General features: G+C 36.5%; 12 protein-coding genes and 4 pseudogenes. 15 read left to right on the top strand and 1 reads right to left on the bottom strand.

Annotated features, from left to right (window positions below; translation table 11 throughout):
• Positions 1 to 148 precede the first annotated feature (148 nt).
• From C5695_RS10935 to C5695_RS10945, 3 genes are read left to right on the top strand one after another with little or no spacing between them, the layout of a single operon-like run.
• Positions 149 to 379: a hypothetical protein gene (locus C5695_RS10935; protein ID WP_117730759.1), complete on the top strand. Its 231-nt coding sequence runs from the start codon at positions 149 to 151 to the stop codon at positions 377 to 379.
• A complete protein-coding gene (locus C5695_RS10940; protein WP_117730760.1) occupies positions 372 to 1,073 on the top strand; it encodes a BRO-N domain-containing protein in 702 nt (233 codons plus the stop codon). Before C5695_RS10935 ends, C5695_RS10940 begins: the two co-directional genes overlap by 8 nt.
• On the top strand, positions 1,070 to 1,282 hold the full coding sequence (locus C5695_RS10945) for a hypothetical protein (protein WP_117730761.1): 213 nt from the start codon (positions 1,070 to 1,072) through the stop codon (positions 1,280 to 1,282). Before C5695_RS10940 ends, C5695_RS10945 begins: the two co-directional genes overlap by 4 nt.
• Before the next feature lie 68 nt (positions 1,283 to 1,350).
• Here C5695_RS10945 and C5695_RS10950 read toward each other — a convergent pair whose 3' ends face one another.
• Positions 1,351 to 2,043, bottom strand: a complete 693-nt coding sequence (locus tag C5695_RS10950; RefSeq protein ID WP_117730762.1) for a hypothetical protein — start codon at positions 2,041 to 2,043, stop codon at positions 1,351 to 1,353.
• Between the two features lie 98 nt (positions 2,044 to 2,141).
• Here C5695_RS10950 and C5695_RS10955 point away from each other — a divergent pair.
• The 12 genes and pseudogenes from C5695_RS10955 to C5695_RS11005 form a co-directional block, all read left to right on the top strand.
• Positions 2,142 to 3,680 (top strand): annotated as a pseudogene (locus C5695_RS10955) (phage tail tape measure protein); the annotation flags it as partial.
• 224 nt (positions 3,681 to 3,904) lie between these two features.
• Positions 3,905 to 9,214 (top strand): annotated as a pseudogene (locus C5695_RS20830) (phage tail tape measure protein); the annotation flags it as partial.
• A 45-nt stretch (positions 9,215 to 9,259) separates the two neighbouring features.
• Complete coding sequence (locus C5695_RS10965) at positions 9,260 to 10,051, top strand: phage tail domain-containing protein (RefSeq protein WP_117730765.1); 792 nt, start codon at positions 9,260 to 9,262, stop codon at positions 10,049 to 10,051.
• Between the two features lie 10 nt (positions 10,052 to 10,061).
• Complete coding sequence (locus tag C5695_RS10970) at positions 10,062 to 12,752, top strand: DUF7359 domain-containing protein (RefSeq protein WP_117730766.1); 2,691 nt, start codon at positions 10,062 to 10,064, stop codon at positions 12,750 to 12,752.
• 17 nt (positions 12,753 to 12,769) lie between these two features.
• Positions 12,770 to 13,588 (top strand): hypothetical protein, encoded by an 819-nt coding sequence (locus tag C5695_RS10975; protein WP_117730767.1) that lies wholly within the window; start codon positions 12,770 to 12,772, stop codon positions 13,586 to 13,588.
• A 24-nt stretch (positions 13,589 to 13,612) separates the two neighbouring features.
• Complete coding sequence (locus C5695_RS10980) at positions 13,613 to 15,730, top strand: tail fiber domain-containing protein (protein WP_117730768.1); 2,118 nt, start codon at positions 13,613 to 13,615, stop codon at positions 15,728 to 15,730.
• A 129-nt stretch (positions 15,731 to 15,859) separates the two neighbouring features.
• A pseudogene (locus C5695_RS20585) lies at positions 15,860 to 16,633 on the top strand (peptidoglycan recognition protein family protein); the annotation flags it as partial.
• A 39-nt stretch (positions 16,634 to 16,672) separates the two neighbouring features.
• Positions 16,673 to 17,221, top strand: a pseudogene (locus C5695_RS20590) (N-acetylmuramoyl-L-alanine amidase family protein); the annotation flags it as partial.
• Between the two features lie 108 nt (positions 17,222 to 17,329).
• Complete coding sequence (locus C5695_RS10990; protein WP_106037369.1) at positions 17,330 to 17,719, top strand: hypothetical protein; 390 nt, start codon at positions 17,330 to 17,332, stop codon at positions 17,717 to 17,719.
• A 13-nt stretch (positions 17,720 to 17,732) separates the two neighbouring features.
• Positions 17,733 to 17,984 (top strand): phage holin, encoded by a 252-nt coding sequence (locus C5695_RS10995; protein ID WP_117730770.1) that lies wholly within the window; start codon positions 17,733 to 17,735, stop codon positions 17,982 to 17,984.
• A complete protein-coding gene (locus tag C5695_RS11000; RefSeq protein WP_117730771.1) occupies positions 17,984 to 18,250 on the top strand; it encodes a hypothetical protein in 267 nt (88 codons plus the stop codon). The genes C5695_RS10995 and C5695_RS11000 overlap by 1 nt, the downstream gene beginning before the upstream one ends.
• Before the next feature lie 98 nt (positions 18,251 to 18,348).
• The gene (locus C5695_RS11005; protein WP_125482360.1) at positions 18,349 to 18,741 is read left to right on the top strand and encodes a hypothetical protein; all 393 of its coding nucleotides are present in this window, start codon (positions 18,349 to 18,351) and stop codon (positions 18,739 to 18,741) included.
• Positions 18,742 to 19,059: the final 318 nt, after the last annotated feature.

A 19,059-nucleotide genomic window follows, 5' to 3' on the forward strand; every position in this document is an offset into this window, starting at 1 on the left:
AATAAAATAATTGAAACTAATTGTTGACTTTGCACATTACAGTGTATATCATAAGGGCATAAAGAACATCGTGGTGTTCATAATTAACAGTGAGGTGATATATTTATTTAGTAAGTTGCGATTATGAAAGGTACAAGGAGGAGTAGAAATGTCAGTTAACAATGTTACTGGGACTATATTGTTAGACGTTTCAAAAAGTGTTGATTCTAATAAAGAGGAATTGGCCATATTGGAGTCTTATTACTCTATTTCAGAAGAAAGAGTCCAACTAGACGAATTGATGCTTATGCACAAGAACGGTAAAAAATTAGGCACTGTTAAGGTACATAACGTGAGTATTTCTTGGAATAATTTTATTGGGGGATTAAAAAATGAATAATTTTGAAAAAGTCTTTGATTATAAAGGGAATAATGTAAGAACGTTTATGAGAGATGAGGAAATTTGGTTTGTTGCAAAGGATGTATGTGATGTATTAGGTATGACTGATGGAAGAAAGTCAGTTAATCTTTTGGACAATGATGAGCGGAATACTGTTCCGGTCACCGATGTGTTAGGTAGAAGTCAAAAAACATTAATCATCAATGAGCCAGGTTTATATACATTGATTTTAAAAAGTCGCAAACCCGAAGCGAAACAATTTAAACGTTGGGTGACTCATGACGTACTGCCTACAATTCGCAAAAGTGGTATGTATGTCGCTGAAGATGCCACAAGAGAGCAGAAACTTTTTAATTACGAATTATTAGAAGAGACTTTTAGAAATTGTGGGATTGAAAATCTGCATGAACTTTATAAGGAATGTGTGGATTATTACAAAGAAAATAGAATCCGATTAGATTATAAAAGAAGCTCAAAACATCGAAGAAACGATAAGAAAAAATCACTATCAGATTCTCGAATTGAAATAATGAAGAAGATTGAAAATGTGCTCCAAGAGCGAGAATTAAAATATAAGCAATCTCTTAATTTTGCCTTTGTATCAGTTGTATCTGAATTATTGAAGATAATTGCTCTTGATATAAAATCAATAAAACATAACAAAACTAGAGGAAAGTTGGCTCAAGCGAGATGAACAAGTATGTTAATCCTGTGATGCTAGATGTAGTTGCAATGGTTGAACAGACTTCTTCATCACAACAGGAAGCTGATTTATCTACTGACCATCTATTAGCTAAATTTAATGACATACTTGAGATTGTTTTGATAAACAGGCATGGAGAAACATTAAAGCTCGAAGCCTATGAGTTAAATTATGAAGTGAACGAATCCGAAGAAGGATAAAGAAGAATGTAAAAACAGCTGTGCTGAATGTATTCTCCTACAAACGGCACAGCTTCTTCAATAAGGCTTCATTTAGAAATTGATGTTAATATTCCGTCTTCAAAGTACAAATATTTGTTTCCCTTATAAACCCACTGTTTTAAGGTTCGATTTTTTGTGATATTTGTATTTACCTTTGTCGGTCTTCCCCACCCATTTATTAACACATCATCTTCCGTCATTCCAATAGATATGCTTTGTGGATTCAACGTCCTATCCTCTATTTGTTTCTTTCTTTCATATTCTTCAGTCTCATTCTTATCTTTTACTTCGTTTTGGTTTTTGAGAGTCTCTAAAGATTTGATTTTATCTAAATTATCTTTCTTGAATTGCTTAAAGTTCAAATCACTATGATCATTTGAATATTTAACTTTATCTAGCATGGCCTCAATGTATGCATATGAATCATAGTTCTCAACGTTTGCTTTCTTTTCATTTAAGTCTTTATTTTTTTTAAAAGCAGAAGCTATAAAATAATAATCTTTTTGAAAAACGTTGTTCAATTCAGAAGTTTTGCTGATAACCTCATCAAATTTTTCTTCCTTTATAAGCTGTATAAGCTTTCTATCTTCTTCAGTTAAATTATGACTATCATTAGCGGAACTCTTTTCTTCATTAGCGATTACAGTTTTAGTACTAGAAGATTCTTCTGTTACCTTGTTTTGTCCACATCCAGACAAGATAACAATAGTTCCCAATATAAATAATATGGATTTATTCATGGCGTTCCCCCATTTACCTTATGTTAAAAGTATAGCTGTAATAAACTGCTTAATCAAACACAATTTCCCGCATGGAATGAAAGGATGTGAGCAATTAATTGAGCGAACAACTAAAAATATTCGTTACTCCTGTAGCAGACACATCTCCACAAACGACCGAAAACCTGAACAAGCAAATTAGACAGCTACAGACTAAACTAAATTCACTTGAATTAAAAACGAACATCGATAACAATACGTTAAAGGCTTTAAAAGAGTTCACTGCTGCAATGGACAAATATCAGTCCAATTTAAAAAATTATAATGATACCGTTAAAGAAACGACTAAGATTACTCAACATCTTAATGGGAATGTCACTAAGGTAACTCAGGAACATAAGCGCAGTGGCGAAATTCTCCAGAGAACAACCGAAAAAATTAAAGAGCAAACTAAAGAAACAAATAATTTAGCCTCCGCACAACAAAAACTTGGTCAAGTCGTTAAAAATACCGAGAGAATGAATGCTCAAGGTAAAGTTACTGGTTCTACTCAGAAAAATCGTGATGGTTACAAGGATTATACATACAATCTCGATGAAAAAGGAAATGTAAAAAACTCTACTGTTTCCACTAACTTCGATAAAAAAAGAAAAGATATTGATGCGTTAAACGCCTCTCTTCAAAGACTTCGTGAGCAAGGTATTTTATCCGATACCACCCTCTCTTCCCTTGGTCGTAAAATCAACCTTGCTCAATCCTCAGCCCAAATTGATTCCCTCAAGCAAAAAATTCGTACATTAGATGACAAGTCGTCTGCTGTTGCAAAGAATAACGAGCTAAAGCAAACGATTGCACTGTACCAAAGGCAAGCTCAGTTAAATGCAAACAATTTAACGAGTAAGTATGGCAATAACTTAAGTAATCAGAGTAAGGCACAGATTCAAGAATACCTTCTTGCTGTTACTCAGCTCACTTCTAAAACCCCTGCACTATCTTCAAAAATTAAAGACCTCAATATGCAATTTAGAGAGCTTTCAAGCTCTATTCAAAACTCAACCCAAAGAGCTACATCGTTTGGACAACAATTGGGCGATGCTTTTAGTCGTATTCCAGCATATTTGCTTTCAGGTTCTATATTTTATGGAGCTATTACAGCTTTAAAAAATATAACCCAGCAAGCAATCGAAATCGACACTCTAATGACAAATATCCGAAGAGTCATGGATTTGCCAGATTACAAATTCAATGAGCTCCTTCAAACTTCATTAGATTTAAGTAATGAATTATCAAACAAAGTATCAGATGTTCTTGAAATTACGGGAAGTTTTGGGCGTATGGGCTTCCAAGCAGATGAATTATCCGATTTAACGAAAACTGCACAAGTTTTGCAGAATATTTCAGATTTGAGCGCAACAGACACAGTAAATTCACTTACTGCTGCTATGCTTAACTTTAATATTTCCGCAAAAGACTCAATTTCTATCGCTGATAAGCTCAATGAAGTTGACAATAATTTTAGTATAACCACGCTCGACATGGCTAATTCGATAAGAAAAGCTGGAAGTACCGCTTCCACCTTCGGTGTTGAATTAAATGACTTAATTGGCTATACTGCGGCCATCGGAAGCACCACACGAGAAAGCGGAAATATAGTCGGTAAACGAATTGCTGACTTTAAATCTCTTCTGATTGACTTGGAACTCCTAACGTATAGACGAGGACAACAAGGGGCAAGCGTAATGGCAGCCTGAACGACTGAGCGAAGAGACACTTTTTGTGAAGCGACAGTCTGAACTTCTATGGAAACATAGAGAGTGTGGTTGAAGTGCCCCACCGCCATTCATTAATGGTCAGTAACCTTTAAGGTGAAGTAACAGAATCGAACTCGTTAAAAACCATATTTGCAAGAATAGGCAACAACAGAAGTTCAATTAAAGCATTAGATCAAATTGGGATCTCTGTACAAACTGCTGCTGGAGAAGCAAAGACCTCTAGCGAACTTATTGGAGAAGTTGCGGAAAAATGGGATAGCCTATCAGATGCCCAGAAGCAAAACACTTCCATTGGTGTAGCTGGTATTTATCAATTGTCCAGATTTAACGCCCTACTGAATAACTACTCAATCTATCAAGACGCAGCTAACACGTCTGCAAACTCAATGGGTTCGGCATGGAAAGAACAAGAAAAGTATGCTGATAGCTTACAGGCACGGATAAACCGCCTTCAAAATACGGTTACTGAATTTGCTGTTGCCGCCAGTGATGCCTTCATTTCAGATGGTCTTATCGCATCTACAGAAGCGCTAGGAAATTTCATGGGGTTAACAACTGGGCTAGTTAAAAACATCGGCTTCCTCGCCCCTGCCTTCGGAACAGCTACAGTCGCCACATTATTGTTCTCATCTGCACTTAGAAGTACGTCAATGCAAAGTGGAAATCAGATAATAAACACGCTAAGAGCACTCCCTGCAAATCTGCAAACCTATTCTATAAAAGCAGCAACTGCAACAGCTACTACTAATATATTATCGCATTCGTTTGCAGCGCTAGGTAAAGCTGCAAGATCAGTAGGTATATTTTTAGCTGGAACCGCCCTTCCTATTGCTGCTTTTGCCGCTCTTGGATTTGTGGTCGAAAAGCTTGTAAGCACTTATGCTGATGCCAAAAAAGCTCAAGAGGAATTTGAAACAGCGCAAAAAACTTCCATCGAAGCGTGGACTACAAACAAAGAAGCTACTCAAGGGTTAATTGACAAGTATAAAGAACTTCGTAAAGCTAAAGATGACAACCAATTAACGCCTGAAAAAGAACAAGAGTACTTATCAGTCTCACAACAGTTAGCAGCAACATTCCCCAACCTAGTTGAAGGATATGACGCTCAAGGTAATGCCATCATAAAGAACAATGAAGCCTTAAAAGAGGCAATTAAATACACTGAAGAGATGGCAAACTTCAATAAGCGTGATTTGAAAGACAACGCAGCTTCTAATTTTGAAGATCAAATTAAAAAGCTAAAAGATTTGAACAAAGAAATGGAAGCTAATAAAACTTTAGCTGATAACTACAAAGAAGGTTCAAGTTGGATTACAAGAATCTTCGAAAACCCCTTCGCTAATGATGATGATTACGTAAAAGAAGGATACAAATACGAACGTGAAGCCTTGCGTGCGAAACAATCAATAGTAAGTGCAAATGCAGAGATTCAAGCTTCAGTATTAGATGTAATCAGTGCGTTTAACTCCATTGATATTAACCCTAATATTAAAAAGTCCATAACTGACATCCTGAATACAATGGACTTCAGCAAGTTAAGTCCTGAACAACTTAAGAGCTTTTCGCAGCAAGTAGCTACAATAATGGACTCCCTTCAAAAGTCTCTTAATAATAGCAATGGTTCAGAGTTTGATAAGCAAACAGCATCACTAAAATCTCTTATTACTGAGTTTTCAGATGGAAAAGTAAAAGTTGATAACTTGAACCTCTCCTACTCTACCCTTAAAGATTCGTTAGATCAGGCTAAAAATGCTGGTGATTCAGCAAAGGTAGTTTGGAACGAGAATGGTGAAGGTGTAGATGAGTTAGGTGAATCAGTTGGAAATCTATCTGACAAACTCAAAGAAGTTAAAGGCGACATTGAAGCTACTGTAGATGTTTTAGATCAATTACTGCAATCTGGCCAAGCTACAGCGGCAATGGAAGCTTTGCAAGGCGATGTCTACGATGATTTAGCTGATCAGGTATCCCCTCTCAATGGATTACTGGAAAAAATGGCAGAAGGTAAATCTATTTCTGCTTCAGAAGCGATGAAGCTTATCCAAAAGGAAAAAGATTTAGCAGGTGCGATTTCAGTTGAAAACGGCATTGTGAAAATTAATCGTGATGCAGTAATCAAGCTACGAAACGCTAAGGTTAAAGCATATGCAGATATGCAAACTTCCGTAAAACAAGAGTTATTGAATCAAGCGAATGCCTTAAATAAGAAAATCGGGTATTACAAATCTGAAATCACAGCAATTAAAACTGTTCAAGATGCATTGAGAAAAAAGGCAGAGTTGGAAAAGTTAAAAGAAGATTCTTTGAAAATGACCAATGGTAAGCAAGATCAACTTGCGATTGAACAATTTAAGGCTGCTCAAAGAGATCTTGGTGAATTATCTGGTATCACTGACCAACTAGAAGAATTAGATAAGCTTTCAGAATTAACTCAAGCATCTTTAAATGAAACAGGAACGTCTTTTGAAACAATGTCGGATTCAGCTGACAAGGCTTCAAAATCAACGAAAGATTCAATCTATGTTGCAGACAAATATAAAGAAGCATTAGAGCGAGTCAATAAGCAGATTGAAGAACAAAACAGAAAAACTAATGACTACCCTAAATGGTCACAGAAATATCGTGATTCCATTAAGAAGGAAATCAAGGCGTTAGAACGAAAAGAAAAACTTCTTAAAAGTCAGATTAAGCTTCTTAAAGAGCAAATTAAATCTGGCTACATTGCTCAAACGGGTATTGTTGATTCTTCTTCATCCTACTCCCCTTCTAGCTCTTCATATTCTGCTTCAGGCGGTTCTTACTCTGGTAAGTATTCAAATATTATCAATCAGGCTGCATCGAAATACAATGTCCCAGCTGCTTTAATTGCTGCAGTTATTAAGCAAGAATCAAACTTCAACCCAAATGCTCGTTCATCAGTTGGAGCAACAGGATTAATGCAACTTATGCCAGCTACAGCTAGAGGTCTTGGAGTTAAAAATTCAAAAGATCCTTATCAAAACGTTATGGGCGGTACCAAATATCTTAAGCAAATGCTTGATAAGTTTGGATCGATTGAAAAGGCATTAGCCGCCTACAATGCGGGGCCTGGAAATGTAACCAAGTATGGCGGTATTCCTCCATTTAAGGAAACCCAGAATTACGTAAAGAAAGTAAATAACTACTTTAAACAAATGGGTGGCTCTCTATCCTCTAGTGGTGGATCAGCTGCTGGTTACTATGACTCCATGAGAAGAACATCTCACTTTGGTCAGCAAGAAAAAGGATTGCGCTCCACTCCTCATAAAGGTTTAGACTTGGCTGCTAAATCTGGTACTCCTATCAAATCACTTAAATCAGGTAAAGTCCTCACAGCCGCATACTCTAAATCTGCTGGTTATTGGGTCGTTGTTCAACAAGATGATGGCACAGTTGCTAAGTATATGCATATGCAAAAAGGACTCAATGTTAAAGCTGGACAAAAGGTTCAGGCTGGCCAAACTCTCGGTAAAATGGGAAGCACTGGTCACTCTACAGGCACTCACCTTCATATGCAGATCGAGAAAAACGGTAAACCGATTGATCCCGAAGCCTACATGCAACAAATTGGCTCTGACCTGTCTAGTTCTGATGCTGAACGTCAACAAGCCATTTCACAAGCTAAATCTGATTTACTGGGACTTGAAGGCGACCTCTCTTCTGTTAAAGACCAAATTCAAGATTTGCAATACGAACTAGTCCAATCTAAGCTTGATGAATTTGAAAAACGTAAATCTGATTTAGAATTGAAAGTTGCTCAAAATCAATCTAAAGCTAGTCGTTATCTCAATGACAGTGCTCAGTTTAGAAAATACACGAATGAGCAACGTAAAGCAGTTGAAGCACAACAAAAGATTCAAAGTCAAAAAGTTAGTTGGATTAACAAAGAGTTAAAGCAAAATAAGCAATTAAACGCTGCTCAACGTGATCAATTACGTGAAGAATTAAAACAAGCTAAACTTGACCTCATCAGCATCAAAGATCAGGTTTATGAGTTACAGGCTACTATTGTTCAATCTAAAACTGATCAAATTCTTAATAACATTGATAAGTCAGTCAAAAAGACTGAATCAAAGCTTAAGAACATCGATATCAAGATACAGACAACCGAAGAAGACAAAGATAAAGTTATGTACTATAGTCAGCAAATCAAGCTGATTCAGCAACAACAAAAAGAAGCTGCAAAGTACATAAAAGATTTAGAGAAACAAAAGAAAGCAGCTAAGGGTTTCCCTGAAATCCAAAAACAAATTTCGGACGAAATATCTTCTTGGAAAGATAAGCAAAAGGATTTCAACTTAGAGCTTTATCAGACCAAGAAAAGTATTAAGGATATTTATAAGTCGCTTGCTGATGAAGTTGTCTCCATTTATAAAGAGATGTACGAAAAGATGCGTGATATTGAGCTTGAAGCTCATCGGAAAGCTACTCAAGATATCATTGATGGTATTGACAAGGAAGACGATGAAGCTAAGTTCCAAAAGGATTTAAAAGATCGTCAGGAAAGCGTCCAAAAGCTTTTAGATCAGATAAATCAATATGCGCTCGATGACTCTGAGTTTGGTAAGTCGAAAGTAAAAGAACTTACTGAACAGATGCAAAAAGAACAGCTTGATTTAGATCAATTCCTAAAAGATCGTGAAAACTCCAAGCGTAAAGAGGCGCTTCAAGATCAACTTGAAAAAGACGAAAAATCAATTAACACCAAGTATGATGACCTTGTAAATGATGAACGTGGATTTAAGGATTTAGAAGGAAAATTGATGAACGGTAAGATTAGTGACATCAATAAACAGCTTTCTGAGTTCACTAAGTTTATTAATTCAAACATGGAGTTAATCGGTAAGTCTATCTCTAACAACTTAATTGATAAGCTTAAAGAGGCTTCAAATGCTCTAGGTGTTGTTGTTAAGGGTAACACAACAGGTAAAAAGGTAGCTGCTTTTGACACAGGCGGTTACACAGGCACTGGTTTGGGGAGTGGCAAGCTAGCCGTACTCCATGATAAAGAGCTAGTTCTTAACAAGACTGACACTGAAAATATGCTTAAAGCTGTCGAAACCGTTAGAGACATCAGCCAAATTGATGTGCCGTTTTCCCCGAAATGGGGAACTGGACAAAAGTTGAACTCAGTTTTGTCTAACGTTCCGACTGAAGCAGTTAAATTAGCGGGAGCGAACATTGTTAAGAGCGCATCATCCGCCATTAGCATTATTCCTAGCGCTATCACAAAACTTACAAAAGCTCCTCAGTCTACAGTTATGTCTTCTGTCTCGAACGACCAGGGCGATGTTTACAATCTAACCTTGCAGATTGATAAGATGGTTGGTGATGAAAATGGCGCAAACAATGCTTTGGAAAATATCAGAAGAGGATTAAAGCAAATGAAAGGTAAGGTATAAGAGTCTGAAATCAGGCTCTTTTCCTTTTAACTAAGGAGATTTTAAATGATAAAAGAAAGCCAATATTTTTTATTTAATCATATAAGATCTATTGATATGAGTGTTGTTAATGTTAATACCGAAGGAGGCCTACAAGAAGAGAACTTTTTAGCGGGAAAGACAATAAATGAAACATTTCTGAAAGATAGGCCTGAACCTATCGTTGACAGTATTGTTTATGAACCTTTTGAGATGCCTTTAAACTTTTATGTTGACCAGAACATCCGTGAAGGATTTTATAAAAATAGAAATCTAACTCAAAAGAAACTAAGAGAGATTGCAAAATGGTTGACGGTTACTGACTACTCTCCCCTCTCCTTCAGCTCGAATTTAGATATCGTTTACTACGCAATTCCATTGAATGCTATGGATTTAGTACATAACTGTTCTGAGGACGGTTATATAAGATTAACTATGAAAGTCCTCCCTTTTAAATACAGTACGAAAATCTCAACACCATGGATAAATCCTTCAAATAAAATAGGCAACATTCTCACTTTTGACAATAAAGGAGATATAACTGTCCCTCTCTCAATGGAGATTCAAAAAATAGGTGATGGCAATGTAACAATCACGAATCTTAGTGCTTACCGAACTCCTTTCACAATTGATGATTTAAAAGATAGAGAAATTCTAAAAATAGACTCAGTAAAAGAGTTAATGGAATCCAGTTTGAATGGATACGAATGCTATGAACAATCAAACGAAAGCTATGTGTTTCTTGGTGAGGGTCAAAATAGAATCAAAGTTGAGGGGTCTTGCTTGATAAGATTTAACTATCGGTTCAAATACTATTAAGGAGGTTACTATGAATTTAGGAAAGCTTAAATTCAAGCCAGGTGCACTTAAATTAGAGCTTTGTAAGACGAACAAAAAGAAAATCGCAAATATTGTTGATTTTAATAACGCTTCAGTCAACCTAAATCATGCAGCCATTAATGATTTGAGTTTTAGCGTACCTCTTAAAGCTAGATATGGTGATGAAATAAAAACTAACCACATTGCTCAACTTATCAAGCAATGGTATTTGATTAAGGCCACTTTTTTTAACCGAACTGAGTATTATGTGATTGACAGTATTACCAAAAATAACACTATTGAAAAAGAACAGATACAAGTAAATTGCCAACTCTCTCCTTACATGCTAAACAAGCCAAAAATCAGGCAGTATGAAGGTATATCAAAGAATTTACAAGAAATTGGTGAAGTTTGTCTTAAAGGAACTAGTTGGCATATAGGTGAAATTGAAAGTACGCTTAATGAAAAAAGACGATCATTTTCCATCGGATCAATTACATCAAGATTTGATTTTCTAAGGAATATTTGTGAAACATTTGATGCTGTTCCTGCATTTGACACTATCAACAATGAAGTATCCTTCTTCGAAAAGGACAGTGTATCTAAATACAAGGGTGTTAAGATTTCATCTCATAACTTTATGATTGATATGACGGATACTAGAAGCATGGAAGATGTCGTGACTAGGCTTCATGTTACTGGAAAAGACGGAATTGTTATCAATTCAGTTAATCCAACAGGTCAAGGTTACTTGGATGACTTTAGCTTCTTTTTAAGTCCATTTCAACGTGATGAAAAAAGGAATGTAATTAAAAAAAGTGACTACATGAGTAACGAATTATGCCATTCCTTGTTAGACTACAACGAAATGGTAAACAAGGAATCTGAAGTATTTAAAGCTCTGTTGAATGAAAAAAAACGGATTGAAGCCAATAAGATGGCTCAGGAAAATGAACTGTTCGTGCTGAAAAGTCTAGAATTGCAACAAATTCTGGATCGTATTGAAGTGGTTAAAGAAACCAATGGCGATACTAAGGATTTAATTAAACAAAGGGATGCCAAGAGCAAACAGGTAGACGCAAAAAAGGCTGAGATTGGTCAAAGCGATGCAAAACTTTCTTCAATTAACGATCAGATTGAGAAACTTAGAAAACGATTAGACATGAATAATTTTTTAGGTGAGAAACTGTCAATTGAATTGTCTAAATTTGTTCATGAAGATGAATGGACTAACGACAACATATTTGATGAAACGGAATTATATGAAAAAAGCTATGAAGAGTTAGATAAGCGGAAATCTCCTCCAATTGACATCAAAACGAATATAGTCAATTTTTATAATGCTCTAAGTGAAAAGGAATACTGGAATAGAATCTCTATAGGCGATATTATTAGGGTTCAAGACAAGCAATTTGGAACTGAATATAGAGCAACTTTGACAGGTATGAGCTTGAATTTTGACGATACGTCTATATCTGTAACAGTCTCAAATGGAAAAAAAACTAAAAAAGAAGATGACTTTGTTCAATTGCTTTATAAAGTTGATAAAGCTTCGACTGAATTCAACACTCGTAAAATTGACTACAATCGACTTACTACTAACTACAATGCACGTAATGATCGTATTTCCACCCCTCCCTCTCCTCCTACTATCGGAATGGACTCTGTCACTCACAAAGTAAACGAAAATGGATCTGTTGATATTTCAGTATCATGGAATTATCCAACCTCTGATGAAGATAAATACAATATAGACGGTTTCATTGTGCATTGTTATCCTGACACATCTTCAGATACCTACTTGTTCGGAGCTTCGTTAGCTAAGGAGCAACGAATTTCTGTTAGATATGATAAGCGAATAGCTACCTTTACTTCACAAGTTCCAACAAAATATTTCACTTTTGGAGTACAGTCATATAGAAATGTTGAAACTTCTATTAGCTCAAATGGTGTTTTGTTATCTGATATAGTTCAACCACAAACACCAAGTGAGAATCCTTACAGACCATCCAATACTGTTGAGGTTAAAGGTAAAGTAAACGGAATACGTCAGATTTCTACGCCTGAAAAGCCTTCTAGTCCAGATATCAACACTCTCTGGATTGATCCTACAACTAATAAATCTGAATTGTATGATGGCGAAAAGTGGATTGTCCAATCTGCAGGAAATGCAGACTCATTAAATGGTATTCCTCCTGCATTGCATGAGGAACCGAACACTATACCTGTTAGAGATGACAACGGTGTGATTTCAGCATCAATATCAGGCAGCGCATCTAAATTAGGTGAGTATACAGACAAAGACTTTATTCTAAACACAGCAAAAGATTCACCAAATGGAGTTGCGGCATTAGATGCTAACGGAAAAATTAAGTCGACCAATCTTCAGCAAATTAGTTATGTTGGTACATACATCGGCAATGGGATTCAAAACAGGGCAATCCCCCTCCCCTTCCCCCCCTCTCTAGTTAAGGTTAAATCAACAGTTCAAAATGATCCTGCATTAGCTATTGTTAGCACAAGTGGTGGTTATGTGGAGGAAATATTCGAATCAAATATCTATTTTAAAGGAATAAACAATCTTCCTGATAACACAAATGGAAGGTTATTAGAGCTTGGTTTTTCCACTGGTTCAGACTCTTCTTTAAAAGGCAACAAACAAGGGGTCACATACTTCTTCGAAGCGTATAGAAATTTATAAGAAAGGAGTGATTCTAAATGGATTTCCCAAAACTTTATAATGATCCAATCTTATACCACAAACGAAAAGACACTTACGATGATCCATACATGAGTTACGATGAAACACACTCTATTCTTAACGGACGAATACTTTTAACTGAAAACCCCAATCGAGAAAACAGAGTTGTTATTACTGGCGGAAACAAAGAATGGAAAGAAATTGAAGATGGTGAATTAGAAGATGATTGTTATCGTGTTGATTACATGATGGGGGTTATCTTTTTTAATGATTCCAACGAAGGTAAACAACTTCAGGTTAAATACATTGGTGAAGGGGCATATTTCTACCCTGCTGCCCGTATTTGGGTTAAACGTTCAGGTAATACAGTAGTTGAAACACTTCAAGGTTTAATTGATGAAGCAGAGGATTGTATTATTCGAATGAACGAGAGAATTTTAGAATGCGAACGGGTCATCAAACGCTGTATAGAGATAACTACTTGGTGCCGTCAAATCACCTCACAGTATGAACGTGTCGTTGAGGAAACAAAGAAAAAATACTACCCGTCTGTCAATAACTACTCAGATTTAATTGTTGAATATCCAAACCCTCAAGTTGGTTGGACTGTCGCTGTTAAGAACATAAAAACAGTTTATCGATGGGATGGATTCGAATGGGTTGATATAGGTGTTTCAGAAGTCTATGAAGGATTCAATATTCTTTTGAGTGCTTATGAGCCACACAGTTTAAATTATATTTGGTATCAAGATGAGAGTTTAAGTCCTACAAAGAAAAGAGTTGTTATTTCTAACGCAGCTCCAGAAACAGGACAGATATGGTATAAACCTGATTGATACACATAAAGGAGGAATTAATTAATGGGTTTTAGAATGCCACATCCTGATACTGGTGAATATGTACCAATGGCCATTGAATTGCTGAAATCTGACGGTGTTGGATATACCGCACCTGAAATTAAAGCCAAATTTGATGGAATTCTAGATTCGGTAACAAACCTGTCTACAACAACTACTGATAAGCTAAAAGAAATGGCTGATTTAATTGGAGACATTGGTGAGCTTGCAGGTGATACTGGAAGTATTGTGGACACAATCAAAAAAGAACTAAATCAGCGTGGGATAAATGTTAAATGGCTAGGAGCGGTTGGAGATGGTGAAACAGATGACACTCCAGCCTTTCTTGCAGCAGAAGCATTGTCTAATAATGAGTATCCTATTTTTGTGCCACCAGGCACATATTTAGCTGATCAAGCCGATTTAAAAGGAAATTATTTTGGTAATGGTGCATTTCTTATTGTCAAAGAAAGAGAAGCTTTCAACGCAACTGCTCCCCCAAGTCAAAAAAGAGACCAGCGTCTATTCCCTCTTACATCTTTTCCTCTACCTATCCTCAATGAATTCTATGGCAAAAACTCAGGATATAAAATTACTTTAGATGCTTATGGAAATACATCTACGGGCGAAGAGTCTTTAAAAAATCTTACTTCTGGAAAGCAAAATACGGCTATCGGCTTCCTATCCCAGATGAACAACCAAACCCAATACTCAAACGTTTCAATTGGTGGAAGTTCTCTAGCACAAGGGAGCTATTACAGCCGTACTACAGCTATCGGAAACAACTCCTTAAAATGGGCTGGTATTAAAGATCCGATCGTATCTAGGCATGAATTGTGGTTTAATGAGAAGGATTTAAACAACATTTGGAATATTTCAGGAACAGATTCTTACATCTTGAAACAGATGAACCCTGAAGTTGAAAAATTAATTCAGCCTACTGGGTACCCTGCTCCACAAGGTGCAGTTATTGTTAACGAGGGCGGAGGATTCCCCGCAGCAACTTCTTCATCTCAAGTGCTAGGGAATACTGGAATTGGTCGTAACGCCTTGCTTCAATTGGTTAGAGGTATCCATAATACCGCAATTGGATATCAAGCTCTCGCAAGATCTTATACTACCGAAAAATGTACTGCTATTGGTGCATTTGCATTGGCCAACAACCTTGCTGGTAAAGAAAATATCGGTATTGGTAGAAATGCAATGAAGTATAACCAAACTGGTCAAAAGAACATTGTTATCGGTAATAACGCAATGGGTTATGACGTATTCGGGACTAGAAATATTTTCATTGGGCATCAAGCAGGTCAAAGATCAAACGGAAATAAGAATGCATCTCACACTTTAAATACCGTTATTGGTACTTATGCTCATCAAAACAAAACAGATGGTGAAGCGAACGTTTCTATCGGTGCTAGAACACTTCTAAATGGTGCAAATGGTAGTCGAAACGTTGTTGTAGGTACTGAAGCTGGTATCAACTATACTGGCAATAATTCTATTATCATCGGTAATAAAGCGATGCCTAGCAGCAACCAAGATCGATTGTTATGGATTGATTATGGAAATGACGGCAATGCCTCTCCTTTCATCTATGGTGATATGGGAAATAATATTATGAACCTTCGTGCAAACTTGCGACCTGACACGGATGCTTCTCAATCATTAGGTGCTCCTTCAAGACGATGGGCTAACATCTATGCTTCAAATGGAACAATCAACACTTCTGATGAGAGATACAAGCAAAACATCACTGATATTCCTGACGAATGGCTAGATGCATGGTCTGAAGTAGATTTCTGTAGATTTAAGTTTAAAGATGCAGTAAGTGAAAAAGGAAGTTCTGCAAGATGGCATATTGGTGTCATTGCTCAGAGAATTGATGAAGTGTTTAAAAAGCATGGCTTAGATGCAACTGAAATTGGATTACTTTGTTATGACAAATGGGATTCTGAATTTGTAAACAAAGTAGATTCTAAAACAGGTGAATTCACTGGAGAAACAATTGAAGTCGTAAAAGGTGGATTCATGTGGGGGATTCGTGCTGATGAATGCCAATTCCTAGAGATGGCTCTTATGAGACGTGAAACCCAAAAAATGCAACAAGAGATGCGTGAACTTAAAGCAGCTTTATTAAAATAAAACTATGATTTTATAGGAATACATCCAATACATAACAGAGAAAACCAGAGCATGTGTGAGAACGAGAGAGCTTGGGCTATCCCCTGCTCTTTTTTAGTGCTCAAAAAACTAATTGGAGGAATTTATTTAATGAACATTACTCAAAGTTTGTTGACTCCCAACAAATACTCCAGACCTCAAACAGCTCTAAAGAAAGTAAAAGCTGTTGTGATTCACTGGGTTGCCAACCCAGGATCATCTGCAGAAGGCAATCGAAATTTCTTTAACAATCGAAAGAGTGGTACATCAGGTTTTGGATCAGCGCATTACATTGTCGAGGGTACAAAAGTAATTCAATGCTTACCGAATAGTGAGTTAGCTTATCACGTTGGCTCAAATGTTTACACAGCAAGTGCGCTTAGAAACTTAAGCTCTTATCCAAACAACTGCACTATCGGCATTGAAATGACTCACCCTGATTGGACTGGTAAGCCTGATGCTACAACTTATAAAACAACTGTAGAATTAGCTGCTTCCCTTCTCAAAACTTACGGACTCAAATCTGAAAATCTGTGGACTCATAATCAAGTGGTCGGCTGGAAAGATTGTCATCGTTATTACACTAACAATCCTAGCGCATGGGTTCAATTTGTCAGCGATGTTAATAAAGCTTTAACAGGAAAAACTGTGACTATTCCAACACCTAAACCATCAAACAAAAATGACCTTGAGTTAGTCGAGGCTTATGGTCTTGGTGATAAAGGTGCAAAAGTTAAAGAAATTCAATCTAACCTTATTAAACTCGGTTATAAGCTACCGAAATATGGCGCTGATTCTCACTTTGGTGACGAAACTGCCATTGCGGTGAAGGCATTCCAAAAAGCAAACAAGCTTGCAGTAGATGGAATCGCTGGCAAAGCAACTCTTGCTAAAATCAAAGAGTTGTTAACTAAATCAAAAACCCCTTCATCCCCAACTCCTTCAAAGTCTAGCTCTTCTAAAGCAAGTGGCTCTCTAAAATCTAAAGTTGATGGTCTTCGATTTTATGCTAAAGCTTCATGGGGTGATAAAGATGTTGTAGGTACTGTGAATAAAGGTATTGGCTTCCCTACTGTTATTGAAAAAGTTAAGGTCGGAACATCATACCAATATAAAGTGAAAAATTCTAAAGGTGCGACGTTTTATATCACTGCTTCTGATAAGTATGTTGAAGTAACAGGCGAAGTGAAAACATCTACTCCTGCAAAGAAAGCTTCAAAGCCAAAACAGGCCTCTAAGAGTTCATCAATTAAATCTGTTGGAAAGATCAAAATTGTCGGCGTGTCAAATGCAGCTATTATTATGGATAAGCCTGACCGCAATTCAGCCAAGAATTTAGACACCATCGCATTGGGCAAAACAATTGAAATCTCTGGCTCTGTTAAGGGTAGCAACAATCCTAAAGGATACTGGGAAGTAATCTACAAAGGAAAGCGTGCCTATATTTCAGGTCAGTATGGAAGCAAAGTATAACTAAATTAATAGAGATTTTTGTGGATTTACAAACATCCATGAGAATTTATAAAAATCAACTTCAAGGAGGTGAACTAAAGTCACCTCCTTCTCTAAGGCTGGTGTCAAATGGAAAGTAATGACGTTCATGTTCGTATAAGCTTGCTTGAAGAAAAATCAAATCAGCAAGCAATTCAAATTGTTAAGCTAGAAGATAAAACAAATACACTCAACAGAATTGAAATGATATGCGAACAACAACTTGAATTTAATAAAGAATCCCAAAAGCAATCGAAAGAGTTAACTTCAACACTCATTGAAATGAGTAACAATTTAAAAAACCTCAATAAATCTTATGAAAAATTAGATACACGGGTTGAAACTCTTGAACGAAGTGATTCAACAAGAAAGATAGATCCTTCGCAGTTTACCAAAGATATTTTTTATAAGATTCTTCCCTCAGTAGCTGCAACGATAATCGGAGCATATTTGCTATACCATTTTGGAATTAATAAATAAGGAGCTTGATGTAATGAAAATCAACTGGAAAGTACGTTTAAAAAAGAAAACATTTTGGGTGTCAATCCTCTCTGCCACCCTTTTATTCGTTCAAATGATCGCTGAAGCATTCGGTTATGACTTAACAGGATTTAGCGATGATCTAACTGTGAAATTTAATGCACTTCTCACATTTTTATCCATTGTAGGTATTGTAGATGACCCTACTACTAAAGGTGTATCTGACAGTGATCAAGCTTTAGAATATGACGAGCCTAGAAAATAATGAATACAGTCAACATTAAGTATTCGCCATACCCAAATAAATTCAGCGAAGCCCAAATTAATGCTGAGGGCGAGGAGAAAATTCTAACTCTGTTGTTAGATGAAGTCGAAGTTCCCCAAGCTGATGAAGAAAGTGAACCGGCCATCTTCCCCGTTCTCAAGATTTCACTCTCTGAAGGCTTGGGCAACGAAGATATTTTAAGGATGGAAAAACAAGACGCTAAAGCATTTCTTCAAGTTTTAAAAGATATGATTAAACAAATGTGAGAGGGCTAACCCCTCTCTTTTTTTCATTTTTAGGAGGTTAACTATGATATTAGTATCTGGATACAAAGGCTCTTTAAAACTAGAGTCAACAACCATAGGTGTTTCCAGTAACATTCTCAAACGAGCATGAATGGAGTGCTTGCGCATTTGCTTCAAGCAGCATAGGAGGTGGCAGAAGATTATATGTGACTGATATAAAGAATGAATATTCTGTTGCTACATCAATTTTCTGCCTAACATATTTAGGATTAGGAGGTAAAAATAAAATTGGTGAAAACATATTGATGAGCAATATCATTTACGGAAGCACAAGTGAAGGATTAAAAGGTACGATACCAGAGGTTTTCTCTTTCGGTTCTACAGATGGGCTTGTACATGGCGACTTAATAAAAGATCAGGAAAAAGAATACAAGATTTTCGAAACAACATCTGGCACCTCAACTATCTATTCATCATTTATTTCAAAATTTATTGCCATTAGAGTTCAGTGAACAACAAAGCCCCTTCTTATTTGAGTAGGGGTATTTTTTTCGATTTTAAGTAAACAAAAAATAAACTCCCCCTTGAGCTGTGGTAGGTAAAAGGGAAAGTCTATCCTTAAAACTATCTGATTGATTAGCCAGCACTTGAGTGCTCATTGTACATTAAAAGGATGTTAGCGCATCCTTATTTCTTTCTAGTTACAAATAACAAACATCTTATGAAAGTGGACAGTTGTTGAAATGTCTGTTTTTGTTTAGCTCAGGCTATTGCACTAGCCCAAGCTAATTCCACCTCAAAGGAGGTGAAAAATATTTAGCTATCCTGAT

The organism is Bacillus pumilus, from assembly GCF_003431975.1.
Classification (GTDB): Bacteria; Bacillota; Bacilli; order Bacillales; family Bacillaceae; genus Bacillus; species Bacillus pumilus_N.

Bases quoted from the DNA above. Each gene is read 5' to 3' on its own strand.
- C5695_RS10965 (WP_117730765.1), top strand. From the start codon at position 9,260: ATGATAAAAGAAAGCCAATATTTTTTATTTAATCATATAAGATCTATT.
- C5695_RS10935 (WP_117730759.1), top strand. From the start codon at position 149: ATGTCAGTTAACAATGTTACTGGGACTATATTGTTAGACGTTTCAAAA.
- C5695_RS11000 (WP_117730771.1), top strand. From the start codon at position 17,984: ATGAATACAGTCAACATTAAGTATTCGCCATACCCAAATAAATTCAGC.
- C5695_RS10945 (WP_117730761.1), top strand. From the start codon at position 1,070: ATGAACAAGTATGTTAATCCTGTGATGCTAGATGTAGTTGCAATGGTT.
- C5695_RS10940 (WP_117730760.1), top strand. From the start codon at position 372: ATGAATAATTTTGAAAAAGTCTTTGATTATAAAGGGAATAATGTAAGA.
- C5695_RS10990 (WP_106037369.1), top strand. From the start codon at position 17,330: ATGGAAAGTAATGACGTTCATGTTCGTATAAGCTTGCTTGAAGAAAAA.
- C5695_RS10970 (WP_117730766.1), top strand. From the start codon at position 10,062: ATGAATTTAGGAAAGCTTAAATTCAAGCCAGGTGCACTTAAATTAGAG.
- C5695_RS10950 (WP_117730762.1), bottom strand. From the start codon at position 2,043: ATGAATAAATCCATATTATTTATATTGGGAACTATTGTTATCTTGTCT.
- C5695_RS10980 (WP_117730768.1), top strand. From the start codon at position 13,613: ATGGGTTTTAGAATGCCACATCCTGATACTGGTGAATATGTACCAATG.
- C5695_RS10975 (WP_117730767.1), top strand. From the start codon at position 12,770: ATGGATTTCCCAAAACTTTATAATGATCCAATCTTATACCACAAACGA.
- C5695_RS10995 (WP_117730770.1), top strand. From the start codon at position 17,733: ATGAAAATCAACTGGAAAGTACGTTTAAAAAAGAAAACATTTTGGGTG.